At 41.8% G+C, this 26,263-nt stretch carries 29 protein-coding genes; 5 read left to right on the top strand and 24 right to left on the bottom strand.

What is annotated here, in order from left to right; all coding sequences use genetic code 11:
• The first annotated feature begins 203 nt into the window (after positions 1 to 203).
• Positions 204 to 1,679, top strand: a complete 1,476-nt coding sequence (zwf, locus tag MHI11_RS07835; protein WP_044141032.1) for a glucose-6-phosphate dehydrogenase — start codon at positions 204 to 206, stop codon at positions 1,677 to 1,679.
• A 46-nt stretch (positions 1,680 to 1,725) separates the two neighbouring features.
• Here the strand turns inward: zwf and MHI11_RS07830 are convergent, their stop codons facing one another.
• The 10 genes from MHI11_RS07830 to MHI11_RS07785 all read right to left on the bottom strand — a co-directional run bounded on the left by MHI11_RS07830 (position 1,726) and on the right by MHI11_RS07785 (position 11,951).
• On the bottom strand, positions 1,726 to 2,448 hold the full coding sequence (locus MHI11_RS07830) for a GntR family transcriptional regulator (protein ID WP_003215808.1): 723 nt from the start codon (positions 2,446 to 2,448) through the stop codon (positions 1,726 to 1,728).
• A 153-nt stretch (positions 2,449 to 2,601) separates the two neighbouring features.
• Positions 2,602 to 4,008, bottom strand: coding sequence for a glycoside hydrolase family 1 protein (locus MHI11_RS07825; RefSeq protein ID WP_044141031.1), 1,407 nt, complete (start codon positions 4,006 to 4,008; stop codon positions 2,602 to 2,604).
• Positions 3,992 to 5,338, bottom strand: a complete 1,347-nt coding sequence (celB, locus tag MHI11_RS07820; RefSeq protein ID WP_003216035.1) for a PTS cellobiose transporter subunit IIC — start codon at positions 5,336 to 5,338, stop codon at positions 3,992 to 3,994. Before celB ends, MHI11_RS07825 begins: the two co-directional genes overlap by 17 nt.
• Positions 5,339 to 5,363: 25 nt before the next feature.
• Positions 5,364 to 5,696, bottom strand: coding sequence for a PTS lactose/cellobiose transporter subunit IIA (locus MHI11_RS07815; RefSeq protein ID WP_340960803.1), 333 nt, complete (start codon positions 5,694 to 5,696; stop codon positions 5,364 to 5,366).
• 3 nt (positions 5,697 to 5,699) lie between these two features.
• Complete coding sequence (locus tag MHI11_RS07810) at positions 5,700 to 6,011, bottom strand: PTS sugar transporter subunit IIB (protein ID WP_044141029.1); 312 nt, start codon at positions 6,009 to 6,011, stop codon at positions 5,700 to 5,702.
• 144 nt (positions 6,012 to 6,155) lie between these two features.
• On the bottom strand, positions 6,156 to 6,941 hold the full coding sequence (locus tag MHI11_RS07805) for an SDR family oxidoreductase (protein ID WP_340960802.1): 786 nt from the start codon (positions 6,939 to 6,941) through the stop codon (positions 6,156 to 6,158).
• Positions 6,942 to 6,953: 12 nt separating this feature from the next.
• Entirely contained in the window at positions 6,954 to 7,799 is an 846-nt protein-coding gene (locus MHI11_RS07800) for a GRP family sugar transporter (protein ID WP_181462015.1), read from the bottom strand.
• 119 nt (positions 7,800 to 7,918) lie between these two features.
• Positions 7,919 to 9,328 (bottom strand): NADP-dependent phosphogluconate dehydrogenase, encoded by a 1,410-nt coding sequence (gene gndA, locus MHI11_RS07795; RefSeq protein ID WP_340960801.1) that lies wholly within the window; start codon positions 9,326 to 9,328, stop codon positions 7,919 to 7,921.
• A gap of 98 nt (positions 9,329 to 9,426) precedes the next feature.
• The gene (locus MHI11_RS07790; RefSeq protein ID WP_034620392.1) at positions 9,427 to 10,671 is read right to left on the bottom strand and encodes a DNA polymerase IV; all 1,245 of its coding nucleotides are present in this window, start codon (positions 10,669 to 10,671) and stop codon (positions 9,427 to 9,429) included.
• Between the two features lie 287 nt (positions 10,672 to 10,958).
• Positions 10,959 to 11,951: a carbon-nitrogen hydrolase family protein gene (locus tag MHI11_RS07785; RefSeq protein ID WP_044141210.1), complete on the bottom strand. Its 993-nt coding sequence runs from the start codon at positions 11,949 to 11,951 to the stop codon at positions 10,959 to 10,961.
• A gap of 181 nt (positions 11,952 to 12,132) precedes the next feature.
• Here MHI11_RS07785 and MHI11_RS07780 point away from each other — a divergent pair, with 181 nt between their 5' ends.
• Positions 12,133 to 12,414, top strand: a complete 282-nt coding sequence (locus MHI11_RS07780) for a hypothetical protein (RefSeq protein ID WP_340960800.1) — start codon at positions 12,133 to 12,135, stop codon at positions 12,412 to 12,414.
• 27 nt (positions 12,415 to 12,441) lie between these two features.
• Positions 12,442 to 13,260 carry a membrane protein insertase YidC gene (locus MHI11_RS07775; protein ID WP_003215471.1) on the top strand — a complete coding sequence of 273 codons (819 nt, stop codon included), beginning with the start codon at positions 12,442 to 12,444 and terminating at the stop codon, positions 13,258 to 13,260.
• A 36-nt stretch (positions 13,261 to 13,296) separates the two neighbouring features.
• Here MHI11_RS07775 and MHI11_RS07770 read toward each other — a convergent pair whose 3' ends face one another.
• Genes MHI11_RS07770 through mce form a run of 4 tightly spaced genes read right to left on the bottom strand, consistent with a single transcriptional unit; the run spans position 13,297 to position 16,792 of the window.
• Complete coding sequence (locus MHI11_RS07770) at positions 13,297 to 13,761, bottom strand: chemotaxis protein CheW (protein WP_044141023.1); 465 nt, start codon at positions 13,759 to 13,761, stop codon at positions 13,297 to 13,299.
• Between the two features lie 14 nt (positions 13,762 to 13,775).
• Positions 13,776 to 14,897 carry a M20/M25/M40 family metallo-hydrolase gene (locus tag MHI11_RS07765; RefSeq protein WP_340960799.1) on the bottom strand — a complete coding sequence of 374 codons (1,122 nt, stop codon included), beginning with the start codon at positions 14,895 to 14,897 and terminating at the stop codon, positions 13,776 to 13,778.
• 16 nt (positions 14,898 to 14,913) lie between these two features.
• Positions 14,914 to 16,383, bottom strand: coding sequence for an acyl-CoA carboxylase subunit beta (locus MHI11_RS07760; RefSeq protein ID WP_340960798.1), 1,470 nt, complete (start codon positions 16,381 to 16,383; stop codon positions 14,914 to 14,916).
• On the bottom strand, positions 16,370 to 16,792 hold the full coding sequence (gene mce / locus MHI11_RS07755; protein WP_340960797.1) for a methylmalonyl-CoA epimerase: 423 nt from the start codon (positions 16,790 to 16,792) through the stop codon (positions 16,370 to 16,372). The genes MHI11_RS07760 and mce overlap by 14 nt, the downstream gene beginning before the upstream one ends.
• Here mce and prli42 point away from each other — a divergent pair.
• Positions 16,709 to 16,987: a stressosome-associated protein Prli42 gene (gene prli42 / locus MHI11_RS07750; protein ID WP_309250975.1), complete on the top strand. Its 279-nt coding sequence runs from the start codon at positions 16,709 to 16,711 to the stop codon at positions 16,985 to 16,987. The genes mce and prli42 overlap by 84 nt on opposite strands.
• A gap of 38 nt (positions 16,988 to 17,025) precedes the next feature.
• Here prli42 and MHI11_RS07745 read toward each other — a convergent pair whose 3' ends face one another.
• The 6 genes from MHI11_RS07745 to MHI11_RS07720 all read right to left on the bottom strand — a co-directional run bounded on the left by MHI11_RS07745 (position 17,026) and on the right by MHI11_RS07720 (position 21,557).
• On the bottom strand, positions 17,026 to 17,535 hold the full coding sequence (locus MHI11_RS07745; protein ID WP_003215693.1) for a L,D-transpeptidase: 510 nt from the start codon (positions 17,533 to 17,535) through the stop codon (positions 17,026 to 17,028).
• Positions 17,536 to 17,587: 52 nt separating this feature from the next.
• Positions 17,588 to 18,541: an aromatic acid exporter family protein gene (locus MHI11_RS07740; protein ID WP_044141019.1), complete on the bottom strand. Its 954-nt coding sequence runs from the start codon at positions 18,539 to 18,541 to the stop codon at positions 17,588 to 17,590.
• A gap of 120 nt (positions 18,542 to 18,661) precedes the next feature.
• Positions 18,662 to 19,384 (bottom strand): amino acid ABC transporter ATP-binding protein, encoded by a 723-nt coding sequence (locus MHI11_RS07735; RefSeq protein WP_003215712.1) that lies wholly within the window; start codon positions 19,382 to 19,384, stop codon positions 18,662 to 18,664.
• On the bottom strand, positions 19,377 to 20,033 hold the full coding sequence (locus tag MHI11_RS07730; protein WP_044141018.1) for an amino acid ABC transporter permease: 657 nt from the start codon (positions 20,031 to 20,033) through the stop codon (positions 19,377 to 19,379). Before MHI11_RS07730 ends, MHI11_RS07735 begins: the two co-directional genes overlap by 8 nt.
• Positions 20,034 to 20,159: 126 nt before the next feature.
• Complete coding sequence (locus tag MHI11_RS07725) at positions 20,160 to 20,924, bottom strand: transporter substrate-binding domain-containing protein (RefSeq protein ID WP_044141017.1); 765 nt, start codon at positions 20,922 to 20,924, stop codon at positions 20,160 to 20,162.
• Positions 20,925 to 21,119: 195 nt separating this feature from the next.
• Positions 21,120 to 21,557 carry a BrxA/BrxB family bacilliredoxin gene (locus MHI11_RS07720; RefSeq protein WP_044141016.1) on the bottom strand — a complete coding sequence of 146 codons (438 nt, stop codon included), beginning with the start codon at positions 21,555 to 21,557 and terminating at the stop codon, positions 21,120 to 21,122.
• 170 nt (positions 21,558 to 21,727) lie between these two features.
• Here MHI11_RS07720 and MHI11_RS07715 point away from each other — a divergent pair, with 170 nt between their 5' ends.
• Entirely contained in the window at positions 21,728 to 22,621 is an 894-nt protein-coding gene (locus MHI11_RS07715) for a YegS/Rv2252/BmrU family lipid kinase (RefSeq protein ID WP_044141015.1), read from the top strand.
• 15 nt (positions 22,622 to 22,636) lie between these two features.
• Here MHI11_RS07715 and MHI11_RS07710 read toward each other — a convergent pair whose 3' ends face one another.
• The 4 genes from MHI11_RS07710 to MHI11_RS07695 form a co-directional block, all read right to left on the bottom strand.
• A complete protein-coding gene (locus MHI11_RS07710) occupies positions 22,637 to 22,930 on the bottom strand; it encodes a YesK-like family protein (protein ID WP_044141014.1) in 294 nt (97 codons plus the stop codon).
• A 65-nt stretch (positions 22,931 to 22,995) separates the two neighbouring features.
• Entirely contained in the window at positions 22,996 to 24,246 is a 1,251-nt protein-coding gene (locus tag MHI11_RS07705; protein ID WP_340960796.1) for a dihydrolipoamide acetyltransferase family protein, read from the bottom strand.
• A gap of 18 nt (positions 24,247 to 24,264) precedes the next feature.
• A complete protein-coding gene (locus MHI11_RS07700) occupies positions 24,265 to 25,248 on the bottom strand; it encodes an alpha-ketoacid dehydrogenase subunit beta (RefSeq protein ID WP_003215848.1) in 984 nt (327 codons plus the stop codon).
• Between the two features lie 12 nt (positions 25,249 to 25,260).
• Entirely contained in the window at positions 25,261 to 26,253 is a 993-nt protein-coding gene (locus MHI11_RS07695) for a thiamine pyrophosphate-dependent dehydrogenase E1 component subunit alpha (protein WP_044141012.1), read from the bottom strand.
• Positions 26,254 to 26,263 lie beyond the last annotated feature (10 nt).

The raw sequence follows: 26,263 nt of genomic DNA, 5'->3' as shown, positions 1-26,263 counted from the left end.
CGGTATACAATATCTTCATTCATATAGAATACATGAAGAGAAGGTAAATGTGAATTCAGCGGAATTTTCGAAAAAAGTCAAACGAGAGCAGAAAAAGTCGAATCAAATGTTTGCTTTACGAACAATGAACCTTTAAAATAAAGAAAATGTACATACATTCTCGGTTTTTACAACAATGCTACGAATAAAGTGAGGTACTTTTCGTGAATACAGAAACTAACAATCCAAAAGCAGTCATTGTCATTTTTGGCGCAACAGGAGATCTTGCCAAACGCAAGCTCTACCCTTCTATACATAGACTTTATCATAGCGGAAAACTTGGTGATCAATTCGCCGTCGTGGGTGTTGGACGCCGTCCGTGGTCTCATGAGGATCTAAGAGCTGTGGTGAAAGAATCTGTTTCTTCTGATGATGCAGAAGCGAAAATAGAGGAATTCAGTTCACATTTTTATTATCACGACTTTGACGTATCAAGCCCTGCTTCCTATCAATCGCTTAACACGCTTCTAGCAGGCCTTGAAGATACGTACAGTATCCCAAACAACCGGATGTTCTATTTAGCGATGGCACCGGAATTCTTCGGAACGATTGCAAAGTTCCTAAAAAGTGAAGGTGTATCAAAAACAACTGGCTGGTCAAGACTTGTCATCGAAAAACCATTTGGCCATGACTTGCCAAGTGCGAAAAAGTTAAATGAAGAAATTCGAGATGCATTCTCTGAAGATCAAATTTATCGTATTGACCACTATCTCGGTAAACAAATGGTTCAAAACATTGAGGTCATCCGTTTTGCAAATGCCATCTTTGAACCACTTTGGACAAACCGATATATCTCAAACATTCAAATTACATCTAGTGAATCGTTAGGGGTTGAAGACCGGGCCCGTTATTACGAAAGTTCAGGTGCACTAAGAGATATGGTCCAAAACCATATGCTTCAAATGGTTGCACTTTTAGCAATGGAGCCGCCAATTAAGCTGAATACAGAGGAAATCCGCAGTGAAAAACGGAAAGCATTACGCGCTCTTCGTCCTTTCTCTAAAGATGAGGTCGATCAATTCTTTGTCCGCGGACAGTATGATGCTGGTACGGTTGCTGGCGGCATGGTTCCTTCGTATCTTGAAGAGCAAAATGTTGACCTGAACTCAAACACGGAAACATTCGTTGCAGGGAAGCTGCTCATTGATAACTTTAGATGGGCCGGCGTGCCATTTTACATTCGTACTGGAAAACGTTTAGAAAAGAAATCTACTCAGATCGTTGTTCAATTTAAAGACATTCCAATGAACCTGTACTATGGTAACGGAAATTCCATGCATCCAAACTTACTCGTCATTCACATTCAGCCAGATGAAGGTATTACCCTTCACCTGAACGCTCGTAAGCTTGATGGCGGTACATTTGCAAAACCGATTAAGCTCGACTACCAAACAAACTATAACGACATCATGAATACACCCGAAGCCTATGAAAAGCTGATTCATGACTGCTTGCTAGGCGATGCTACGAACTTTGCTCACTGGGATGAAGTGGCGCTTTCTTGGAACTTTGTGGATCCGATTTCTGAGAAATGGGCAGAAAACAAAACATTAAAACCAAATTATCCTGCTGGTTCTATGGGACCGAAAGAAGCAGATGAGCTTCTAGAAAAAGACGGGTATCATTGGTGGAATATATAAAATGATATAAAAAAGAGCAGTCTCCCTTGGGGGTTCTGCTCTTTTTTTAACGTCCTGTTTTTGTAATTTCAACCGTTGAAAAGTCGAACTTATCATAGCGGTGATGACTAAAGGAGTACTCAAACGGCCGGCCTGTGTTTAAATAAGCAACCTGCTCGACTTCTAGCACAGGATCCGTTGGGTCACAGCCTAAATATTGCTGGTCCAGCTCGTCTGATTTAGCTGCTCTAATTTTCTTATGCGCTCCTGCCACTTTTAAATTCAAATCATTTGATATGTAGCCATAGATTGATCCCAATAGAACCTCTTCATCTATTCCCTTAATGAGATTGACGGGCATAAACGTTTTTTCTAATACATATGGCTCCTCGTCCACAAGACGGAGACGGATGATGTCATAAATGGGTGTGGTGGAGTCTATGGATAGGTGGGCTGCCACCTCTTTGCTTGGAAAATGGACATCAAAGTGAATGATTTGAGTCGTGACGTTTTTATCCGCCATGACTTTTGTGAACCCTTTATTTTCATGTCCTGACACATTGATTGCCCCTTGATTGAGCGCTGCCTTCACAATAAATGTACCGTGACCTCTTTTTCTAAAGAGCAGACCTTCTGCTACGAGAAGATCGAGCGCACGCTTCATCGTCATTCGGCTGCATTGAAATTCAGCGGCAAGCGAGTTTTCATCTGGAATGGGTTGATCTTCTGGATAATATGCTGTTCCTATTCGTTTTCTGATTTCTTCTGAAATGAGTTCGTACTTTTTCATCTCACACCACCAACTGACTTGTTTTTTCATAGCTTCCTCTCATTCTACACTAAGCCTAGTGAGCTTAAAAGGTACGAGCCATTTTTGTTTCATCCACTTACCGTCACATAAGAAAAATACTTGCCCTTTTCAAGGAAAGAGCAAGTATTTTGATTAAAAACCGTTATTTTCTGATACCGATTGAAACCAGTATCCGCTTTTCTTAATCGTACGTTTTCCGTCTTCTTGAAGATCAACTGAGACAAATCCATAGCGATTCTTATAGGCATTCGACCATGACCAGTTATCCATAAACGTCCACAGATGATAGCCTTTTACATTACTTCCTTCTTGAATGGCTTGATGCACCCATTTAAGATGCTCAGAAATAAAGTCAATGCGGTAATCGTCATGAATCATTCCTTCTTCATCCTTAAACCGCTCTTCTCCTTCGACACCCATTCCATTTTCAGAAATAAAGCATTCAATATTATCATAGTCTGTTTGGACTTTTTTCAATATATCATAAATGCCTTTTTCATAGATTTCCCAGCCGCGATACACATTCATTTTTCTTCCCGGCATGTCAAACGCATCAAAATAATGATTTGGCATAAATGGTGCATTTGGATGCGGCATATGCTCTTTCGCTTTCACTCTTCTTGGCTGATAATAGTTGATTCCAAGGAGGTCGACGGTATTCTCTTGAATGAGCTCAAGGTCTCCTTCTTGCATACTCGGCATAAAGCCTTCTTTCTTTAACACCTCTACTAGTTTCTCTGGGAAATGCCCCTTCACCGCAGGATCTAGGAAGGAACGGTTAAAGAAAGCATCCGCCATCTCAGCTGCTTCTACATCGCACGGATTCTGGCTTCTCGGATAAGATGGGGTAAGATTGAGGATGATGCCAATCTTCCCGCCTTGCTGCAGTTTTTTATAAGCCGCAATCGCCTTCGCATTTGATAGAAGTTCATGATAACCAACCTGCACAGCCTTTTGGAAATCGACTTCGTTTGGATAATGAAAACTATACATATATCCGCCTTCTACAGGAACGATCGGTTCATTATGGGTAAACCATTTTTTCACACGGTCGCCAAATAATTGAAAGCATAATTCCGCATAGCTCACATAATCATCTACTACCTGTCTGTTGACCCAGCCGCCTTTTTCCTGTAGAGCCATTGGCATATCGAAATGGTACAGGTTCACAAACGGCTCAATATCATGTGCAATCAGTTCGTTGATCACATCATTGTAAAAAGATACTGCTTCCTCATTGACCGCACCTTTCCCTTCAGGCAAAAGACGTGACCAGGAAATGGATAACCGGAATGAATTGTGCCCAATTTCTTTCATCAGACGAATATCCTCTTTATATTTTCGGTAAAATTGGGATGTCACGTTCGGTCCTACGCCATCAAAAAAACGAGTCGGCTCTTGCTCAAACCAATGATCCCAAATATTCGGTCCTTTTCCATCACCAGGGACGCTGCCTTCTGTTTGCGCGGCAGAGGCAGAAGATCCCCACCAGAAACCTTCTGGAAATGTATATGATTGCTTGTTATTTTCCATCGACATGTATTGAGTCTCCTTCACCTTTGATGTTGGTTGTTTTTGTTTTTTCCGTTGTGGTTATTTTTTCATTTTTCACATTCATACGGTCAATAAATTTCAGGAACGGGAACCAAATGACAAACACGATCATCAGGTTAAACAGCTGAAGCAGGCCGCCCGCCAGTGAATTGGTTGCCATTATTCCGCTAATAAAGATCGGCACCGTCCAGGGAATATTCACGCCAGTCGGCGGAGGTACAATGCCCGATGCCATCGCAAAATAAGAAATACATGTAATAACCATTGGCGCCAAAATCCATGGAATGAGAATAAGCGGGTTCATGACAATCGGTAAACCGAAGATAATCGGTTCATTGACGTTAAATAATCCTGGTCCTAAGCCGAGCTTTGCTACTTGTTTTAATTGCTTACTTTTCAGGAAAATTAAAATCGTAAACACAACAGCCAGCGTCATACCGGTTCCGCCCATGCCAACCGTATAAATTTCGATAAACTGCTTACTGATGATATTCGGAACCTCACCAGTTTTTGTATAGCTCTCTAGGTTTTGAATGGACAACGTATTCCAAATGGGGTCCATAACAGAGTTGATAATAATTTGGCCGTGAAGCCCAAAGAACCAAAGAATTTGTATAAAGAAAACAGCGATCAAGGTCGGAATGATACCGCTTCCAAGTCCGACAAGCGGTGCCTGAATCGCATGATAAATCAAGTCATGCATGTTTGTTTTGAAGCCTTGTGTAATGATGATATTGATCAGTAAAAAGGCTGTGAGTGTCAAAGTAGCCGGGATCAGTGCAGCAAAAGACTTAGCAACAGCTGGCGGAACCCCCTGCGGCATATTGATGACAAATTTCTTTTGGACAAAATAACGATAAATTTCAGCAGACAAAAAGCCTGTGATCATTCCAAGGAACATCCCCTTTGCTCCTAAACGATCGACTGGTATTACGCCTGCAATAGATGCACCGCCTTCTTGTTCTAGTAAAAATGGCGTCAGAAGTAAGAAAGAGGCTAATGCAATCACGCCGCCAAATACAGCTTCCACATCATAGCTTTTCGATAAATAGTAGCCAATCCCAAATACAACAAACACACTCATAATGCTGATGGTCGCACTTGGCGCGATATTCAGTGCAGACTGGACGCCTTCCAGTGCGGTTTGACTCATGATTTTATCTAAAAATGGCAAATTCATTAGCACAACCATAATGGAACCAAAAATGGTGAGCGGGAACGCAAGCATAAAGGCATCCCGTAATACGCCTAAATAGCGGTTGTTGTTCAATCTCCCAGCAATTGGAACCAAAATAGCACTTATTTTATCAAACATTGGTTTCCCCCCTTGTTTACACCTTTTATTGTTTAAGCGATTGGAAAATCGGCAGGAGCTCTCCCACAAGCTCCTTGATCGTAATAGTCGACATTAAGTGGTCTTCGGCGTGCATGAGCAATAAGGAGAAAGGCGTTTTCTCCCCGCCTGCCTCTTGCTGCACGAGTTGAAAATGGATGCCATGTGCATGACGTAAATCTTCTTCTGCTTCTTCCATGAGACCAAATGCCTCATCTTCTTGACCTTCTCGAAATTGTTTAAGAGATTGAAGCAATTTGCTGCGTGCATTACCGCTGTGTAAGATCAATTGGAAACTGACTTGTTCCTCCGTGAGCCCTTCGAGTGTTTTCTTTTCCATTCTTTACGATTCCTCCATCAATGTAACGGCTTGTTCGTACGCTTTTTGTCCATCGGCAAGCCCGTACGCCTGCATATCGATGACCTCTACTGCAATTCCGTATTTTGTTGCTTCTTTTTGAAGATCCCCTTTTAAAAAGCTCATTTGCGGTCCAATTAACACAACATCTGCATTCGCCATTTCTTTTTTTGCTTGATCTTGCCCAACTGCCCAAATTTCTGCCTCGTCCCCTATTGAGTCGGCATGAGCCTTCATCTTTGTAACTAGTAAACTCGTAGACATTCCTGAACTGCATGCTAATAAAATACGTTTCATTTCTCTCACCCCATTGTTGTAATAAAAGCGCTTCCATTTAATATTATATATTTTTATTTTTAAATGTCTAGACATTTCATTTTATTTGTCTGTATTTTATATAAAAAAAGAGCGTTTGTGTGTGTACGCTCTTTTTCTTTCTTCTTATCCTTTTCCTGCTTGGAAGCCAGGATATTTTGTCATGCCGCCGTCCACATAAAGTGTCAAGCCTGTGACATAGCTTGCCTCTTTTGATGCCAGCCAGACAGCACATGCTGCCACTTCTTCCGGCTTTCCAATATAGCCAATGGGGATCAGTTCAATCACGCCTTTTTTCAATGCGGGATCATCGAATTTTTCCTTATTGATCGGGGTATCGATGGCGCCTGGTGCAATACTGTTTACACGGATTTTTTTAGGGGCATATTCTAGTGCCAGCGTTTCTGTCAGCAGCTTGGCGCCCCCTTTACTTGCTGCATAATGCACGAAATGAGGCCAAGGGATTTGCTGGTGAACCGACGACATATTGATGATCGATCCTTCTATTCCGTGATCTGTCATATACTTCAATGCATCACGACAGCCTAGAAACATACCTGTTAAATTGGTCGACATGACTTTGTTCCAATTATCCAGTGTCATTTCTGTGGAAGGCACTTCGTTTTCAATGCCTGCGTTATTGATCATGACATCAAGGTTTCCGTACGTATGAACGGCTTTATCAATCATTGCCTGCATATCCTCTTCCTTTGAGACATCTCCCTTGATTTTCACAGCTTGTCCGCCATTTTTTTGAATATCCGCAATGGTGTCATCTGGATTTTCTTGATCTGAGAAATAATTGATCACCACATTGGCTTTTTCTTGTCCAAACCGGCGCGCCATCGCTTGACCTATTCCTGTACCAGCTCCTGTAATCAGGACTGTTTTCCCTTCTAAATCTGGATACATTCGTTTACCCTCCTATTTTGTAAAGCCTAACAGCACGCCGCCTGCAATGATCATCAAGCAGCCTGCAATGACAAAGCTTGTTCTGGATGCTTTCTCTTTTAATAAGTAAATGCCGCCTAATGTTGAGATGACTATCCCTGTCTGTGACATCGAAAAACTTACGGCAACACCAATAAGCGGAATAGCCAAAAGAAGTCCGAGATTACCTGTCGACCACACAAGGCCGGCAATGATATTTTTAAACGTATATTTACTAAACGGGTTCTGCTTAAGACTAATCGCCAAGGATGAAAGCAGCATGCCAATCGATTGCGGAACGAGCGCAGACCAGCCATCAATATGAAACCATCTCAAAATGACAACATATCCGACATAACCAACCGTTGAGATGAGCAGAATCATGATCCCTTTTTTGAAATTGCCACCGTTCCCGCCACCATTCTTTTTTTGGCCGAGCGATGTCAGCACAACACCTGCAATAATCAGTAAAATAGCACAAGAACCAATGAGTATGACCGTCATCGTTTGCCATTCTTTGAAGACCATGACGCCAAATAAAGTAGTGCTCACAAGCTGCATACCCGTTGACAAAGGAACCGCCTTCGAGACTCCGAGAAACGCAACACTTGAAAGCTGATTCATTTGTCCAATGCTCCAAAAGATGCCTGAAATCACAGAAACCGCAAAAATAAGCGGTGTCAGCTCTGGCATTTTGATGAAGAAGGCTGCAATTGAAAATATAAATGCACCAAGCGTAATACCAAGGGTTTGCTGGTAAGCATTCCCGCCAAGTTTGACACTGATGAGAACAATACTTCCCCAAAATATCGCTGGGAGAAGTGCATATAAGATGCCCACTTCGATCCCTACTTTCTTTTCTTTTTTACATAGCATCCCTCTTTTTCGCATTTTTAGCCGAAAAGATGCAAACACAAAAAAACCTTACCAAAGGGTAAGGTTTTTCAGTCGTTCTATGTTTATTTCATCCATTCCGTATGGAAGATGCCTTCTTTATCTGTACGCTCATACGTATGGGCACCGAAATAGTCACGCTGCGCTTGAATTAAGTTCGCTGGCAGGACAGCTGTGCGATAGCTATCAAAGTAAGCAAGTGCACTTGACAATGAAGGAACAGGAACTCCTTGCTCCACTGCAAGCGAAATGACTTTACGAAGAGATGATTGATAGCTTTGAGCAATATCCTTAAAGTAAGGATCAAGCAATAGGTTTTTCAGTTCTGGGTTACGGTCATATGCTTCTTTAATTTGTTGTAAGAAGGCTGCACGAATGATACATCCACCACGGAAGATCATTGCAATTTCACCGTATTTTAAATCCCAGTTATACTCATCAGATGCTGCTTTCATTTGCGCAAAACCTTGTGCATACGAGCAGATTTTACTCATGAATAGGGCTTTTCTAACCGCTTCGATCAGCTCTTGTTTATTCTCTGCTGATTGCGCTGGCTTAGGACCTTCGATTAATTGACTTGCTTCAACACGCTCATCTTTCATTGCTGAAATGTAGCGGGCGAAAACAGAATCAGTAATGATAGGAAGCGGAACACCTAGATCAAGAGAACTTTGGCTCGTCCATTTTCCAGTTCCTTTTTGTCCAGCTTTATCTAAGATGACATCCACAAGCGGCTGGTTTGTTTCTTCATCCACTTTTGTGAAAATATCAGCTGTAATTTCGATTAAATAGCTGTCAAGCTCGCCTTTATTCCATTCTGAGAATACTTCATGAAGCTCCTCTGCTGACAATCCAGCCACATGCTTCAAGATAAAGTATGATTCAGAGATCAACTGCATGTCTCCGTACTCGATGCCGTTATGGACCATTTTGACATAATGTCCTGCTCCATCTGGGCCGATATACGTTGTACATGGCTCACCATCTACTTTCGCAGAGATCGCTTCTAAAATTGGTTTCACTAGCTCATGCGCTTCTTTTTGACCGCCAGGCATGATCGATGGACCTTTTAGTGCACCTTCTTCACCGCCGGAAACACCTGTACCAATGAAGTGGATACCACTTTCCGCAAGCTCTTGATTACGTCTTTGCGTATCCTTGTAATATGTATTTCCACCATCAATTAAGATGTCACCTTTCTCTAGGTGAGGAAGTAATGATTGAATGGTTGCATCCGTTGCTGCACCAGCTTTTACCATTAAAAGAATTTTACGCGGTGTTTCAAGCGACTGAACAAATTCTTCGATGCTGTATGTGCCTACAACGTTTTTCCCTTTTGATTCTTGAAGAAATTCTTCCGTTTTGCTGCTAGATCTGTTATAAACGGACACGGAGAACCCGCGGCTTTCAATATTAAGGGCAAGGTTTTTCCCCATAACGGCTAGTCCAACCACACCGATTTGTTGTTTTGACATAATTCTGACGTCCCTTCTAACACACTATATTGATTACTGCTGAAATGATGTACCCTTTGAAATTACCACAACACCACCTCTTTTATCAAGTTTTCAGGCTAGTCATTTCCTTTTTCGTCCTGAAAAAAGTCTTTATTAAAACTTGTTCCACTTGTTTTGCTCTCTTTTTCCTTGATGGTCATCCCTCTTTGAACGAGTGATTTTCCATACTTTTCTTTTAGCCCTTCTAAAATGGTTTGAAGAGGCTCTTCTTTTGCATCTTCTGTATAGGAAAATAAATCAAGCTGTTTAACGGCTTCTTTTCGTTCTACAAGATCTGTCCCCGTCACACCTAAGAGTCTCACAGGCTGGTCATTCCAATGTTTAAGGAATACCTGCCTTGCTGCCTCAAATAAGTCTTCCTTCCGATCCGTCGGATTCGTGAGGGTCACACTTCGAGTGATATTTTTCCAGCTTGCGTAACGAATCATGATGAGCAGCCGATTTGCCATCACTTCTTTTCTCCTTAACCTTGCACTCACAGATTGTGACAGCTTATCAATTAACGCGACAAGTTCATCTGGATCGTCAGAATCATGAGGAAGGGTTGACGAATTACCGACGGATTTAAATTCGTATATCCTTTCTGGGTCCACGATGCCGTCATGTTCACCATTCGCCTTTTGCTTTAATCTCGGTCCATTGATGCCTAGTAATTCCTTTAGTGTATACTCATTTGCTTTCGCTAAATCTTCAATGGTATGAATGCCAATCGTTTTCAATTTATCTGCCGTTTTTTGTCCAACTCCGTGCATGTCACCCGCTGGCAGCGGCCATAGCATTTGGGGTACATCTCGTTTACGCAAAATGGTGATACCCATTGGTTTTTTCCAATTAGACGCCATTTTCGCTAAAAATTTATTCGGTGCAATGCCAATACTTGAAGGAAGCATGAGCTCCTCTACAAGCCTCGTTTGAATATCATGAGCCGTTTTCACCGCATGCTCAGCATATGGCGTATGCGTTAAATCAATATAGCCCTCGTCAATGGATACAGGCTCGACTAAATCGCTGTATTCTCTTAGTATCGTAAACATCTCTTGTGAGGAGCTTCGGTACCGGTCAAAGTTTGGTGTACGGACAATCAGCCCCGGACAAAGCCGCTTCGCTTCCCATAACGGCATCGGGGGCTTTACACCTAGCGCTCTTGCCTCGTAGCTACACGTCACCACAATCCCTTTACGCTCTTTCGCATTTCCGCTAATGGCTAAAGGTTTCCCTCTCAAAGAAGGATCATACGCCATTTCTACATTCGCATAAAACGCATTCATGTCTATATGAAAAATAATATTTGACATTGGCATAACCCCATTTTCTTAAATCCCTATATTTTGATCAGAAGTTCCGAATCGATCAAATATGATGAATCTCTTTTATGCTCAATTATACATTGATTTATTTCATCTTTCCTCAAAAAAACCTTCTCTAAAAAAGAGAAGGTTTCAGCGTGTAGACAAACCCTAGCATTCTTTGTCAGGACTGCAAAGGTTTTCTATCACGCTGAAAAGAAGACAAAGGGCTAAAATAAAGATCATTTTAGCCCTTTGTCAACAATCTGAAACCTTCTCTAAAAAAGAGAAAGTTTCACGAATTACACTTTTTCTTCAAGCATACCATTTTGATATTGAATAGCCTCGTATGTTAACACTTCATTTTTATTGTCATTCAAATGTTTCACAACCGGAGTAGGCTGCTGATTAAAATTCATACTCAAGCTTTGATTGGAATAGTGGCCAGCTGGATCAATATAATACTTGTAATCAATAACTCTTTCCACATCAATGTCTGCGTAAGCAATTCCCTCTGTTTCAGCTGGAACCATATCACTGATCGGTTCTCCATCTGGACCGTAAATGCACGTATGTCCACTCTTAAATGTTTCAAAGTAATCTCTTTGCTCCTGCGTTAAACAAATCATCTCTTTCATTTCTTCCGTATAGATAGAAGAAGTCATCAGCACAAAAGTTTGTGTCGCGATGGCATAATATCTACTTGAAATTTCATCATCAAAATAACCTGGCCAGGACGCTACATGAACCTGTTCATTTTGAGCATTCATCGCCATCAGATCTAGTGGCACTTGATGCTCCCAGCACATCAATCCGCCAAGGTTGCCAATTTCAGTTTGAAAAACTGGCATCATGCTTCCACTTCCATCTCCCCAAATCAGTCTTTCTGCTACAGAAGCTCTCATTTTCCGATGTTTTCCTATTAAATCCCCATTTGGGTTAAACCAAAGTTGAGCTAAATAGAGAGAGCCGCCATCTTTTTCACTGCATGATATACAAACGTACGTTTCATTCCTTTTTGCTGCCTCGCTTATTTTTTGAATAGCTAAGCTAGGGATTTCGACTGCATTTTTATATAATTCGTGATAGAACTTTCTTGTATATTCTGGATGACCAATAAAAGCAAACCAAGGATAACCAGGTAAAAATGCTTCTGGGAATGCTACAAGTTTTGCACCATTTGAAGCTGCCTCGTCGATCAGTTCACATGATTTCTGAACGGTTGCCTCCAAATTTAAGTAGATAGGTGCTGCTTGTACCGCAGCTGCTCGAAACTTCGGGTAAATACTTGTCATATTAAAAACCTCCATTTCTTCTATTCCCCCTCATTATAAAATAGGAATTATGAAGTTTGGATGACAAATACCATTTTATACAAAATAAGGATTTATACTCAGGTGGAGAAAACACGTGGTCCTGTTAGACATTTCACAATGTGTATAGTACACTGTGAGTAATGAAATGGATGTGATAATCATGATTATTGATACATTCAATGAAGTCTTTTTCCTTGTTGAATTCTTTACGATTATTCTTCCAGCGCTGACGGCCATCGGCTTTGCTTTTTTATTAAAAGACTGCCGTATGAACGAACACCTCGGTGGACATCGTTTGGAAGAGTTGGACGCATCTTTATTGAATCGAACAGACTTTCTGTTTATCATATATGATCGCATTACAACTTGGATTAGTAAAGTCATTCGAATGAAACGATCATCAAACGATGATGAAGACCATTCGCTTCCTCTCTCTAATTAATTTTTTAAAAAATGAGGAGGAAACGAATTGAAACGTTTATTAACGATTTGTACGACTTTATGTTTAATGATGATTGCCTCACCTGCTTTTGCAGCGAGTGGGCAAACGAATGCGAGCTCTGATGGGTTTTTCCATCATTATTTTGTCCAGCCTTTTTCTGAGCTGATCATTTGGCTTGCGAACTTCTTCCATGATGATTACGGTTTATCGATTATGTTCGTGACCTTGATCGTCCGTCTGCTGATTTTCCCTCTTTTTGCGAACCAATTTAAGAAGCAAAGAGTCATGCAGGAGAAAATGGCACTAGTGAAGCCTCAAATTGACGAAATTCAAAGCAAATTGAAGAAAACGAAAGAACCTGAAAAACAAAAAGAACTACAAATGGAAATGATGAAAGTATACAAAGAGAACAATGTGAACCCGCTGGCAATGGGCTGTCTGCCTATGCTGATTCAAATTCCAATTGTTCTTGGCTTTTACTCAGCGATCCGCTCAACACCTGAGATCGCAACACATTCGTTCCTATGGTTTAACTTAGGACAAACCGATCTATTGGTCGCGATCTTTGCAGGCGCTATGTATTTCTTGCAATTTTATGTTACGCAAAGGTTTGCGAAGCAATCAGGCACCCAGACAGAGGCTGCGCTGAAACAAGCCAAAGTGATGGGCATGATTTTCCCAATCATGATGCTGTTTATTTCAATCAATGCACCCGCTGCCCTTCCGTTATACTGGATGACAAGCGGATTATTACTCACAATCCAAACCATTATTTTAAATGTCATGTACCAAAAATCAAAATCAAAAGCTGAGGCAAACGACCAAGCTAGCCCAGCTGCTGAATAAAAATAATCCCCTTATCATCAGATAAGGGGATCTTCTTTATGCCAATTCTTCTTTTAACCGCGCTGGCAATTGATCGAGATCCTCAATTCTCCCAAGGAACTTATTCGGGTCCACTTGTAAAATCATCTTGTTCTCTCTCTCCACAACGCCGAAGAAATATTCAGAGGCTTTCGTGTTCATATGAAATGGCTTGATCTCGCTTAGCTCGATATCAATAATATCTTTTGCATCCGAGACAAGACAGCCTACCATTTGTCCGTTTAATTCAAATAGCAACACCTTGGACTGTTCGTTCACATCAAGAGGCTTTCCGTGAAGCATCACGCCTGTGTCACTGACAGGAATGACCTCTCCCCTTAAAGACATGAGTCCTTTTATTTCTTTAGGAAGGTTCGATACTTCTTGTAAATAAGGGACCTTCTCAATCGAACGAATATGCTCTACACTGATGCCAAAATCCTCTTGCCCCACTTGGAAAATAATGATCTTTTGCGTGCTCACAGAGTCTCCTGCCTTTACGATGGATTTGTCGTTTCTTCGATAATGGCGAGAACTATTTCAGCTGTTTTGACTAATTCTTCAATCGGCATTTTCTCATTTTTCGTATGAATATCTTCATATCCAACAGCTAGGTTGACAGTTGGGACGCCGTTTCCTGCAATGACGTTTGCATCACTGCCACCGCCGCTCGTCTGTAGTTCTGATGGACGGCCAATTTTCGCAGCCGCTTTTTTCGCCACTTCTACGACTTGATCGCCGTGAGAGAATTTGAAGCCTGGATACATGATGTCAATGTGTACATCGGCACTTCCGCCCATTTCTTTAGCGGTTTTTTCAAAGGCTTCTTTCATCTTCGCTACTTGGGCTTCCATTTTTGCAGGTTCTAAAGAGCGTGCTTCCGCAAGGATATCGACTTGATCGCACACAATATTCGTTTGCGTTCCGCCTTCAAAACGACCAATATTCGCCGTTGTTTCTTCATCAATTCGGCCAAGCGGCATACTGGCAATGGCTTTTGATGCAATGGTAATCGCAGACACACCTTTTTCAGGCGCGACACCTGCGTGAGCTGTTTTCCCGTAAATGGTTGCGCGTACTTTTGCCTGTGTTGGCGCAGCTACGATAATGGTTCCGACCTTGCCATCTGAATCAAGGGCATAGCCGTATGAAGCTGTCATCAACTTCGGATCTAACGCTTTTACTCCGACAAGTCCTGATTCCTCACCTGCTGTGATGACAAATTCAATCGTTCCATGTGGTAAATTCTTCTCTTTCAGCACACGGATTGCTTCAAACATTGCCGCAAGTCCTGTCTTATCGTCAGCACCAAGAATGGTTGTTCCATCTGTTTTCACATAGCCGTCTTCAATGACTGGTTTTACGCCATTGCCCGGAACAACTGTATCCATATGAGACGTGAAATAGATGGTATCAGCCTCTTGATTGCCTTCCAGTGTACAGATGAGGTTGCCTGCACCGTGGCCTGTTTTCGCTTTTGAGTCGTCTTCCACCACTTTTAGTCCAAGCTGTGAGAATTTTTCTTTTAAGACTTCCACAATTTTCTCTTCGTGTTTCGTTTCCGAATCAATCTGAACAAGTTCTAAAAATTCGTCTAGCAAACGTTTTTCATTGATCATGATGATGCTCCTCCTCTTATAGCGGCATGTTGCCATGCTTTTTTAACGGTCTATCTTCTTCCTTCCTGCAAAGCAAATCAAATGAGCGAATCAATCGTTCTCTCGTTTCAGCCGGCATGAAAATATCGTCTATCAGCCCTGCCTGAGCCGCTTTTAATACACTTGGCTCCATTTCAACCTCGCGCGAAGCAGGATGAACGATTTCGTCTGCGAACGTTTTCCCCATGACATCAATCTCTGCCGCTGGCCATGCATAAACAAAGTCAGCGCCTAAGCCCTTGCTATTCATTGCGACATACGCACCGCCATACGCCTTTCTTAAAATCACCGTGATTTTTGGAACGGTCGCTTCAGCGTACGCATATAAAAGCTTTGCGCCGTGACGGATAATTCCCGCATGCTCGGCTTTTTCCCCTGGTAAAAAACCAGGGACGTCTACAAGTGTTAAGAGCGGAATATGAAACGCATCGCAAAATCGAATAAACCTGGCCACTTTATCAGCAGCGTCAAGGTCAAGACTTCCTGCCAGCACCTTTGGCTGATTGGCAACTAAACCAATTGAAGCCCCTTGTAATTTGGCAAACCCTGTGACGATATTTTTTGAGAAACAAGGCTGCGTCTCAAAGAATGAGTCTGAATCGATGATCGCTGTCACCACTTGTTTGACGTCATAGGTGCGTGATGGATCCTTCGGCAAGATGTTGCCTGGATCAGCTGCGTCTTGCTTACTCGTTTCAGCGTCCATGACAGTCTGTTGTTTCGTTGGTATGTACGTTAAAAGTGTTCGAACCGCTTTTAACACGTCTTTCTCATCTTTGCCAGTATAGTGCACATTCCCGCTTGTCTGATGCTGAACACTTGCACCGCCAAGACGGTCAGGACAGACCGTTTCTCCTGTTGCCTTTTCTATGACTTTCGGACCTGTTAAAAACATATGAGCTGTCTGTTCTGTCATGAACACAAAATCAGTCAAGGCAGGAGAATAGACTGCTCCTCCAGCACAAGAGCCTAAAATAACGGATATTTGCGGGATTTGACCAGAGTACAGCACATTTCGTTTAAAAATCTGTCCGTATCCTTCTAATGATACCACACCCTCTTGAATTCTCGCACCACCTGAGTCTTTTAGACCGATGACCGGCATCTGATTTTTAGCTGCGAGATCCATTAGAGAAGCAATTTTTTTGGCATGTATTTCGCCTAAAGAGCCTCCATGCACTGTTGCATCTTGTGCATAAACACATACCGGCTTTCCATGAATGAGTCCAGTTCCAGTGACGACGCCATCACCGACATACTCTGACATGCGGCCTGTTGCAAATCCTTGAATTTCCATGAAACTGCCCCCGTCAAGAAGTTCATGCAACCGCTGACGAACCGTTAGTTTCCCTTTGTTCCGGTGCGCAGCTGCACGTTTCACGCCGCCGCCCATGAATGCTTTTTCGCGCCATTTAGCCAAGTCATTGAACGATTCATTCATTGCCATGTTCCTCTCCTTTCAAGGGTTCGCACAATTCGAATAACACACCGGACGTTTCTTTCGGTGAAATAAAAGAAATCCGCTTCCCGCTCGCGCCTATCTGTGCTGATTGTTGGAGAAGCTCCACGTCAAGATGATCAAGACGGTTAAGGTCCGCCTGTATGTCACCTGACTTTAGCGCAATATGATGGAGTCCCTCTCCTCTTTTTGTTAAAAAGGTATGTAGTTTGCTGCTGCCGGACATCGGTTCAATTAATTCAATGTGCACATGATCAAGTGAAACGAAGGACGCTTTAATCTCCTGCTCAGGAATCTCTTGTATGTCTGAAAAATGCCAGTTAAACAGCTGTTGAAGAATTCGAGATGTGTTTTTTATAGAAAAGACCGCAATGGCAATATGGTCGATTTGATTCATCCGTTCACTTCCCTTGTTGATCACTTGTCGCATTTGAAAAAACGAGCTAGAATAAAGAAAGGTGCGTTCGTCGCAAAAAATCTTCGATTACAGGGGTGCGATATGTCTCAGAAAATGATGAAATTCATGGTATTGCTCATGATTAGCCTGTTGCTAATATCTTCACTTTTAGCAGGAGCCGCAACCTTTTTATAAGGTTTCAATAAAAGCAGACAAGCAGGTGATTCGTTCAATCAACGAATGGCCTGTTTGTCTTTGGCAAGCTTTTCAAATGAATCGGTTGATGTTGTAATCCACACTTTTGTCCCAACCGGAAGCTGGTCAAATAGAAGCTCTACATCTTGATTATGCAGTCTCACACAGCCTGCCGTGATAAATTTCCCTATCGATGTTTCGTCACTCGTCCCATGAATTCCATATGTTCTACCATCTGTTCCTCGTGCATCAAATCCGATCCATCTTCTGCCAAGAGGGTTATTCTTCGCACCGCCTTCAATATTCTTTTTTCTGTAATAGGGATCTTTCGCTTTGATCATAATGGTAAATTCCCCTTCTGGCGTTAAATCTGAAGTTTTCCCTGTAGAAGCAGGATATATTTTTTGGATTTGTCCTTGATCAATATAGGCAAGTTCATTGGTTTGTTTATTAATAATGACATAAGGGTCTCCTGGAAGCGGGTTTTGTCCGAGCGGCCAGATAGGTGAAAGGGACATGGTCAATACGGTATAAAATAAAAGACGCATAGGCTCCTCCTTTTTCATTAGATTGACCAATGAAGGAGGAACTCATGCGTCTCTATTCTTTCATCCCTTTAAAATAGCTTTTCAGTACTAAATATTGTTCCATTTCTCCGAGGAAATGAAACAGTGCAGCTCTTGCTTCAAACTCTTCTCTTGTTTGCGGCAGCGGGAGCTTATCGAACTCTTCTTTCATATCAATGAGGCGCCTTAAAAACTTATGCGCCGTGTTCCCTGGGTGAATATGTTCGCGTAAGTCTCTAATGTATTCTCCAATGATTTGTCCATGCTCTGTTGTAATGGAAATGGATGTGATCTTCGGAAGCACACGCTCGATGATTTCGAATTGCTTTTGCCTCATATTGAAATAATGATAATACAGGTTTTCATGTCTTAAGACATGGTTTTCAACATCACGATATGCAAGAGCTTTTGCTTCTTTAATCAATTGATGTGTCTCTGGTATTTCTTTGCCTGTCCAGTCTTGTTTCCCTGTCATTAAGTATTGTTCGATTTCCTCAAAAATTTTTGCAAAGTTGGCTTCAATCTGTTCGCTGTAGCGTTTAAGCTTTTTATCGACACTTGGCATATACAGGTTCATGATAAGTGCCACGCCAACACCAATCGTAATCAGCAGTAGCTCATTCCAAATGAGGTGAAGGGTAATCCCGCCCGACATGTATAAATGGAGGATGATGACTGAACTTGTGACAATCCCTTCTTTAATGCGGAGCAATACGGTTGTCGGAATAAAGACAAGCAGCATCAGACCAATCACAAAAGGATGATACCCAATCAGATCGAAAAATAGATAAGAAAATAAAATGGCAAGACTGCATGCGGCAAAGCGGGCGCCTGATGCAAGAAGCGACCGTTTCTTTGTCACCTGAATACAAAGAATCGTAATAATCCCGGCAGCGGAATAATTTTGAAGGCCAAGCAGTTGCGCAATATAAATGGCGATCGCTGTTCCTAATGCTGTTTTCAGCGTTCGGTAGCCGATTTTAAACATGATGTGAGTCACTCTTTTCTGTCTTGTTTCTATTCACTTATTGTGAAATGATGAACTTTTTTACTTTCCCCATTATAATCAAAAAAAGAAGGAGATGTTAAGTCTCCCTCTCTTTTTTCTTTATAATATTTTTTGTAAGAAGTCTTTCGCGCGTTGTGACGAAGGTGATTCAAAGAATTGCACAGGGTTTGCATCTTCTACAATTTTCCCATCGTCCATAAAGATCACGCGGTCAGCCACTTCTTTTGCAAAGCCCATTTCATGTGTGACGATCACAAGTGTCATTCCAGATTGAGCCAGCTCTTTCATGACCTCTAGCACTTCCTTGACCATTTCTGGATCTAGTGCAGACGTTGGTTCGTCAAACAGCATGATGTCTGGTGTCATCGCAAGCGCACGTGCAATTGCGACACGCTGCTTTTGACCACCTGACAAGCGGTTTGGAAAATCATCTTTTTTCTCTAAAAGCCCTACCTTTTTCAGCAGATCTTCAGCTTGTTTGATGCTGTCTTCCTTCGATTGATTCTTCACATTCATTGGCGCATATGTGATATTTTCCAGCACCGTTTTATGCGGGAACAGGTGAAAATGCTGAAACACCATTCCGATGTTCTCACGCACTTTGAGTGCATTGGTTTTTGGGTTTGTGATTTCGGTATCCTGAATCGTAATAACACCAGAAGTCGGCTTTTCAAGCAAGTTGATGCAGCGAAGAAACGTCGATTTTCCTGAACCAGATGGTCCAATGACTGCGACAACTTCTCCTTCTTTAATGGTGGTGTCGATCCCTTTTAATACTTCATTTTTGCCAAAAGATTTTGTGAGTTTCTCTATGTTAATCATTTGATTTTAACTTCCTTTCCACCGATTTGCCGACAAAGGTGAGAACAAGCACGATGACATAATAGATGAGACCCGCAAAAATAAGCGGTTCAAGATAATTATACGTGACGGCACCTGCTTGATAGGCTCGTCTCATGACATCTCCCAGTCCAATGACTGTCACAATAGCTGATTCTTTTGTCAGTGTAATCGTTTCGTTCACAAGTGCAGGTGAAATATTTTTAAATGCCTGCGGAAGCAATAAGTCCTTCATCATTTTAGCATAAGGGATGCCTAAAGCAACGGCTGCTTCTTTTTGACCTTTATCAATGGCATTAATACCAGCACGAATAATTTCAGATACGTAAGCCGCAGAGTTTAGTGAAAATGCCGCTACAGCAGCCCAGTATTGATCGATTTGAAACCCGAGAAGCTGAGGCAGACCGAAATAAATAATGAGCAATTGAAGCACAAGCGGTGTGCCTCGGAAGATGGATGTATAAAAATCTGCAAGCCAAATGAGCGGCTTAAATACACTAATTTTGCAAAGCGTTAATACAATCCCTAAAATAAATCCAAGAAAAAGTGATACCACTACAATAGATAGTGTGACCTTAAGCCCTTCTAAAATAAAGGGCATCTGAGGTATTACATCTTTAAAATCTAACATGACAGTCTCCTTTTTTATGCCTTCATACGAAATCAAAAAATAAAACAGGAAAAAAGTTCAACATGAGTTGAACTTTTCAGCGTTTTCTACTGACTTTTCATGAATGACGCTGATCCTTTTCCTGACTTATTTTTCATCAGCAAACCATTTTTTAATTAATTTATCAAGTTCGCCATTGTCTTGCATTTCTTTTAATGATTTATTAAATTTAGCTGTTAAGTCACTATTTTTCTTGAATGCAATGGCTGAACCTTCATTTGAACTATTCAATCCAAATGCTTGGAAGTCTTTTTCTTTTTTCAAATAACCAGCAGCTACTTTATCTTCAATAATGGCTGCATCAAAACGACCTGCTTTGATTTCTTGAATGATATCAGAGATTTTATTACGGTCTTCCACTTTTAAGTTATATTTCTTTTGCAAACCGTTTGCTTCATCCTGCTGGATTGAACCTAATTGAACGCCGACTGTTTTATCTTTTAAGTCTTGCTCTGTTTTCATTCCGCTAGATTTCTTTGAGACAACTAAGTTTTTAGCATTGTAATAAACATCAGAGAAATCTAATTGTTTTTTACGTTTTTCTGTAGGGGTCATGCCTGCCAGGACAATATCAGCTTTATTTGTTTTAAGGGCTGATACAAGGCTTGCAAAATCCATATCTTGAATTTCTAGCTTGTAGCCGTTCTTTTTCGCTAGTGCTGTTGCAAGATCGACATCAAAACCGACAATTTTATCTCCGTCTTTTGATTCAAATGGCGGATAATCTGCTGATGTCGCCATAACGAGTGTTTTGTCATCTCCTGATGCGTTTGAATTATTAGAAGAAGTTCCGCAAGCTGCGAGTGCAGCTGCAAGACCAGCTGTCATAAGTAATAATAACCACTTTTTCATAAGATAATGCCTCCCAGTATTTAAAATCATGTATTGTTTTGAATATTTATTCACTATAATGTATTTTAAACACTTTCTTTTTAAGATGCAATAGTATTTTGCTAAAATTATTTTGATTCAATGGTCTTATAAAACAAAAAGCAGACCGATCTAAAGACCGGACTGCTTTATATGTCATCATTCAAACGTCACACGTTAAATTTCTTCGCAATGCTCATCGAATGCAGCTTGAAGCTTTGACACGACTTCCATTGGCTCGTGTCCTTCAATTTCATGACGTTCGACCATTTTAATGATCTTTCCATCTTTTAATAATGCAAAGGATGGTGAAGATGGCGGGAAGCCTTCAAAGTATTCACGGGCTCTTGCTGTTGCCTCTTTGTCTTGTCCAGCAAACACTGTCAGCAATTGATCTGGACGCTTATCGTAATGAACAGAATAGCCTGCAGCTGGTCTTGCAATACCGCCTGCACATCCGCATACTGAATTGACCATCACAAGTGCTGTGCCTTCTTTAGACAGGGCTTCATCCACTTCTTCAGGTGATGTAAGCTCATTATAGCCAGCCTGTTTGATCTCTTCTCTCGCTTGTTTCACAATATCATTCATAAATAAATTAAAATCAATATTCATTGTCCGTCCACTCCTTTAGCATGCCAAAACCATTTTAACAACATCATATCAAGGAAAACGCCTGCGGGCAAATGTGTTGTCTTTTCATTCCACACTTTTTCTGAACATCGTTTATACGCCGCGAAATTGGGGAAAAGTGATGATAAAGAGATGAAAGGGAGAACTGCGTGATGGCACAATTCAAAAAAGCGATGCTCATTTATAATGGAAATGCTGGACAAAAAAACATGGAAAAAGTTCTCGGACAAACAGTACCTCTTCTTTCTCTACATATTGATGAACTCATTCTTAAACCAACAAAACAGCCAAATGATGCTTATGAATTCTGTCGCACAATTGATGAGACGATAGAATTGCTGATCATATTAGGCGGAGATGGAACCGTGCATGAATGCATGAATGGCATCGGTGGTTTAGAAAAAAGGCCAGCTGTAGCGATATTACCAGGCGGGACATGCAATGACTTTTCTAGAACGCTTGGTATTCCGCAACAAATGCAGAAAGCCGCTCAAATGATTGTAGACGGCGTAGAAAAAAAGGTCGACTTAATCAAAGCAGGAGATCGATACTTGTTAAACTTTTGGGGAATTGGGCTGATTGCAGACACATCCAACAATATTAATGACAAGGAAAAAGCTGTACTCGGCAAAATCAGCTACTTCACAAGTGCCCTGCGCACCTTACAGCAAACAGATCCTTTTCATGTACGAATTGAAACAGAGGAGGAGACCTGGGAAGAAGAAGCCGTCATCGTTCTTGTCATGAATGGACATTTCATCGGGACAAATAAAATTGATTTGCCCAATGCAACGATTGATGATGGGAAAGCAGAAATCTTCATTTGCAGAAATACGAGTTTCTCTGCTCTAAAAGAAATCTTTTCTATGAACCGGGAAGAGCTGGAGGATTTCACCGGAGACCTCTCCCTCATTCAAGCATCCAATATTCAAATCCACACAAAAGAGGAAATGGATGCTGATACAGATGGCGAAGTGTACATGACAGCCCCAGCTTCTTTAGAAGTGTTAAAACAACATTTGACCTTTATTGTTCCAGCAAAATAAAGAAAACGCCCGAGATTATTCTTTTTCGGGCGTTTTTTTAATATAGCGTCTGTATAAATATTCAAGTGCATAGCCAAGCAGTGTCCCAACAAGAAGCGAAATGCCTAATAGGCTATTCGCTGCTCCTTTAAATCCACCGACAATCAGCAAGCAATACAAAACTTGAATCATTGAAACGATTGATATGATCAGTAGTAATCTTTCAGGATGATTGCGTGATTTAGAAATATATCGAAGAAAAGCGAACGCAATTGCTGTGATAAACATGAGTCCAATCGTTAAAAACGCAAAAAAGTCTAGTCCAGACATACCATCGCTCCTTTCTCATCATGTGGAAATCCCCCTCTCCTTAGCGGGAGGGGGACATTCTTGTTTTAGTAAACTGATGTCTGCTCGTCAATGCCTTCAAGGATTTGTTTAATCCGTTGAAGGAATCTGCCGCATACAAGACCATCAAGAACTCTGTGATCTAATGAGAGACAAAGGTTGACCATGTCTCTTGCTGCAATCATACCATTTACAATCATTGGACGCTTCACGATCGATTCTACTTGTAAAATCGCCGCTTGCGGATAATTAATGATTCCCATAGATTGTACAGAACCAAATGATCCCGTGTTGTTTACAGTAAAGGTGCCACCTTCCATGTCACTTTGCTTCAGCGTACCTTGTCTCACCTTGGAAGCAAGCTCATGAATTTCCTTGGCGATGCCTTTAATCGTTTTTTCATCTGCATCCTTAATGACTGGAACAAAAAGAGCGTCATCAGTCGCAACAGCAATCGAGACATTGATCGCTTTCTTTTGCACAATTTTATCTCCAGCCCACATGCTGTTCATTTCTGGGAATTCCTTTAAGCCCTGAGCCACTGCTTTGACAAAGAACGCAAAGAACGTCAAATTAAAGCCTTCTTTTGCTTTAAATTGGTCCTTGAGCTGATTTCTTCTAGTCACAAGGTTTGTCACATCAACTTCCATCATCGTCCATGCATGCGGAATTTCATGTTTGCTTCTCAGCATATTTGCCGCAATCGCCTGCCTGATTGGCGTGACTGGCAGTTCAACATCACCAGGCATTGTAGAGATGGAAGGCGCCGCTTTTGATTTTGATGGCTGAACAGGCTCTCGCTTGACCGCCTGTTCAGTGACAGGTGCTGTCTTCTCTTGTACGCCGCCGTTGAGCTGAAGTAAATCTTTTCTTGTGATTCGTCCGCCTGCTCCCGTTCCTTGCACTGCCGCTAAATCAATGCTGTGCTCATCTGCTAAACGAAGGACTGCTGGAGAGTAGCGTTTCTTTTGACTTTGATTCTCTTTTGTTTGATCTGCTTCAGGTGCTTCACTTTGCTCAGGTGCGGCTTCTTCTTTCGCACTTTGCTGCGAGCTGCCTTCTACTTCAATTTCACAGAACACTTCTCCTACTTGCAGTGTATCGCCTTCTTCAGCTGATAGCTTTGTTATCGTTCCTGTAAAAGATGACGGGACTTCTGCGTTCACTTTATCCGTCATGACTTCCGCAATTGGATCGTATTTATTCACATGATCGCCAGGTGAAACGAGCCATTTGCTGATGGTTCCTTCTGTTACACTTTCACCTAACTGAGGCATTTTCATTTGTTCAATTGCCACTTGAAACCCTCCTCGTTCTTAAAATGCCGCTAGCTCTCTCATTTCAGCTTCTACCTTATCTGGGTTGACCATGAAGAATTTTTCCATCGTCGGTGCATAAGGCATTGCCGGGATTTCTGGTCCGGCTAGACGTTTGATTGGTGCGTCTAAATCAAATAAGCAATGTTCTGATATGATCGCCGCTACCTCACTCATGATGCTGCCTTCTTTTGTATCTTCCGTTAGAAGAAGCACTTTGCCTGTTTTTGATGCCGCTTCAATAATGGCTTCCTGATCAAGCGGGTACACTGTTCTCAAATCGAGAATATGCGCAGAAATGCCGTCTTTCGCAAGGCGGTCTGCTGCTTGCAATGCAAAATGGACGCAGAGGCCATATGTAATGACCGTGATATCATCGCCTTCACGTTTCACATCTGCTTTTCCAATAGGAAGTGTGTAATCCTCTTCAGGTACTTCTCCTTTAATCAGACGGTAGGCACGTTTGTGTTCAAAGAACAATACAGGATCTGGATCACGCACCGCAGCTTTTAAAAGACCTTTTACATCATAAGGCGTAGAAGGCATGACAATCTTCAAACCAGGCTGGTTGGCAAAAATCGCTTCAACTGATTGTGAATGATAAAGCGCCCCGTGAACTCCGCCTCCATAAGGTGCGCGGATGACCATTGGACAGCTCCAATCGTTATTTGAGCGGTATCTAATTTTCGCAGCCTCTGAAATGATTTGGTTAATAGCAGGCATGATAAAATCCGCAAATTGCATCTCAGCAATTGGGCGCATTCCATACATCGCTGCTCCAATCCCTACACCAGCAATGGCTGATTCTGCAAGAGGTGTATCCATGACGCGCGCTTCTCCGAATTGCTCATAAAGACCCGCTGTCGCTTTAAATACGCCGCCCTTTTTCCCGACATCCTCTCCGAGCACAAACACTTTCGGATCTCGCTCCATTTCTTCTTTCATCGCCAGTGTAATGGCGTCTATATATGACATAACAGGCATTTTTCTTCCCCCTTACTCCGCATACACGTAACGAAGTGCGCTTTCAGCATCAGCATAAGCAGCCTTTTCCGCTTCATCAGTGGCTTCGTTTACGATTTGCATGATTTCTTTTGTCATCTCTTCTTTCATTTCTGAAGTCATGATGTTTCCTTCGGTTAAATACGTTTCATATTGGATGAGCGGATCTTTCTTTCTCGCTTCGAGCACTTCTTCTTTTTCTCGATAGCTTGAATCATCGTCATCACTTGAATGCGCAGTTAAACGGTAAGAGATCGTTTCAATCAACGTTGGTCCTTCGCCTCTTGCTGCACGGTCTCTCGCTTCTTTGACAGCGGCATATACTTCAAGCGGATCATTGCCATCAACGGTTACGCCAGGCATTCCGTATCCAATCGCACGATCTGAAATGCGTTCACATGCTACTTGTTTGTCATACGGTACGGAAATCGCGTACTTATTGTTTTCACACATGAAAATAACAGGCAGCTTATGCACAGCAGCAAAGTTAGCGCCTTCGTGGAAATCACCTTGGTTTGAAGAGCCCTCACCGAACGTGACAAAGCTGACAAAGTTTTTCTGATCTAGACGTCCAGCAAGTGCGATGCCAACTGCATGAGGAACCTGCGTAGTAACAGGTGAAGATCCTGTCACAATTCGATTTGATTTCTTTCCAAAATGCCCTGGCATCTGTCTTCCGCCTGAGCTTGGATCGTCTTGTTTTGCGAAACCTGACATCATTAAATCTTTTGCTGTCATCCCAAATGCGAGGACAACCCCCATATCACGGTAGTAAGGCAAGACGTAATCCTCTTCTCTATTGAGAGCGAAAGCAGCACCGACTTGCTGCGCTTCCTGCCCTTGACAAGAAATGACGAATGGAATTTTACCAGAACGGTTTAAAAGCCACATCCGTTCATCAATTTTTCTTGCTAGAAGCATTGTTCTGTATATATCAATTGCTTGTTCATCTGATAATCCTAATTCATGATGACGCATGTTACTCATCTTATTTCCC

Origin of the sequence: Bacillus sp. FSL K6-3312, from assembly GCF_038007485.1 — a bacterium.
In the GTDB taxonomy this organism is placed as follows: domain Bacteria; phylum Bacillota; class Bacilli; order Bacillales; family Bacillaceae; genus Bacillus; species Bacillus pumilus.
The sequence above is the reverse complement of the archived record's forward strand: the minus strand, read 5'-3'. Positions and strand labels throughout refer to the sequence as shown.

Coding starts and splice junctions, on each gene's coding strand:
- MHI11_RS07830 (WP_003215808.1), bottom strand. CDS start 2,448: ATGAAAAAGTACGAACTCATTTCAGAAGAAATCAGAAAACGAATAGGA.
- MHI11_RS07825 (WP_044141031.1), bottom strand. CDS start 4,008: ATGTCGATGGAAAATAACAAGCAATCATATACATTTCCAGAAGGTTTC.
- celB (WP_003216035.1), bottom strand. CDS start 5,338: ATGTTTGATAAAATAAGTGCTATTTTGGTTCCAATTGCTGGGAGATTG.
- MHI11_RS07815 (WP_340960803.1), bottom strand. CDS start 5,696: ATGGAAAAGAAAACACTCGAAGGGCTCACGGAGGAACAAGTCAGTTTC.
- MHI11_RS07810 (WP_044141029.1), bottom strand. CDS start 6,011: ATGAAACGTATTTTATTAGCATGCAGTTCAGGAATGTCTACGAGTTTA.
- MHI11_RS07805 (WP_340960802.1), bottom strand. CDS start 6,941: ATGTATCCAGATTTAGAAGGGAAAACAGTCCTGATTACAGGAGCTGGT.
- gndA (WP_340960801.1), bottom strand. CDS start 9,328: ATGTCAAAACAACAAATCGGTGTGGTTGGACTAGCCGTTATGGGGAAA.
- MHI11_RS07790 (WP_034620392.1), bottom strand. CDS start 10,671: ATGCCAATGTCAAATATTATTTTTCATATAGACATGAATGCGTTTTAT.
- MHI11_RS07785 (WP_044141210.1), bottom strand. CDS start 11,951: ATGACAAGTATTTACCCGAAGTTTCGAGCAGCTGCGGTACAAGCAGCA.
- MHI11_RS07780 (WP_340960800.1), top strand. CDS start 12,133: ATGATTATTGATACATTCAATGAAGTCTTTTTCCTTGTTGAATTCTTT.
- MHI11_RS07765 (WP_340960799.1), bottom strand. CDS start 14,897: ATGATCAATGAAAAACGTTTGCTAGACGAATTTTTAGAACTTGTTCAG.
- MHI11_RS07760 (WP_340960798.1), bottom strand. CDS start 16,383: ATGGCAATGAATGAATCGTTCAATGACTTGGCTAAATGGCGCGAAAAA.
- prli42 (WP_309250975.1), top strand. CDS start 16,709: ATGCCAGTTAAACAGCTGTTGAAGAATTCGAGATGTGTTTTTTATAGA.
- mce (WP_340960797.1), bottom strand. CDS start 16,792: ATGAATCAAATCGACCATATTGCCATTGCGGTCTTTTCTATAAAAAAC.
- MHI11_RS07745 (WP_003215693.1), bottom strand. CDS start 17,535: ATGCGTCTTTTATTTTATACCGTATTGACCATGTCCCTTTCACCTATC.
- MHI11_RS07740 (WP_044141019.1), bottom strand. CDS start 18,541: ATGTTTAAAATCGGCTACCGAACGCTGAAAACAGCATTAGGAACAGCG.
- MHI11_RS07735 (WP_003215712.1), bottom strand. CDS start 19,384: ATGATTAACATAGAGAAACTCACAAAATCTTTTGGCAAAAATGAAGTA.
- MHI11_RS07730 (WP_044141018.1), bottom strand. CDS start 20,033: ATGTTAGATTTTAAAGATGTAATACCTCAGATGCCCTTTATTTTAGAA.
- MHI11_RS07725 (WP_044141017.1), bottom strand. CDS start 20,924: ATGAAAAAGTGGTTATTATTACTTATGACAGCTGGTCTTGCAGCTGCA.
- MHI11_RS07720 (WP_044141016.1), bottom strand. CDS start 21,557: ATGAATATTGATTTTAATTTATTTATGAATGATATTGTGAAACAAGCG.
- MHI11_RS07715 (WP_044141015.1), top strand. CDS start 21,728: ATGGCACAATTCAAAAAAGCGATGCTCATTTATAATGGAAATGCTGGA.
- MHI11_RS07710 (WP_044141014.1), bottom strand. CDS start 22,930: ATGTCTGGACTAGACTTTTTTGCGTTTTTAACGATTGGACTCATGTTT.
- MHI11_RS07700 (WP_003215848.1), bottom strand. CDS start 25,248: ATGCCTGTTATGTCATATATAGACGCCATTACACTGGCGATGAAAGAA.
- MHI11_RS07695 (WP_044141012.1), bottom strand. CDS start 26,253: ATGAGTAACATGCGTCATCATGAATTAGGATTATCAGATGAACAAGCA.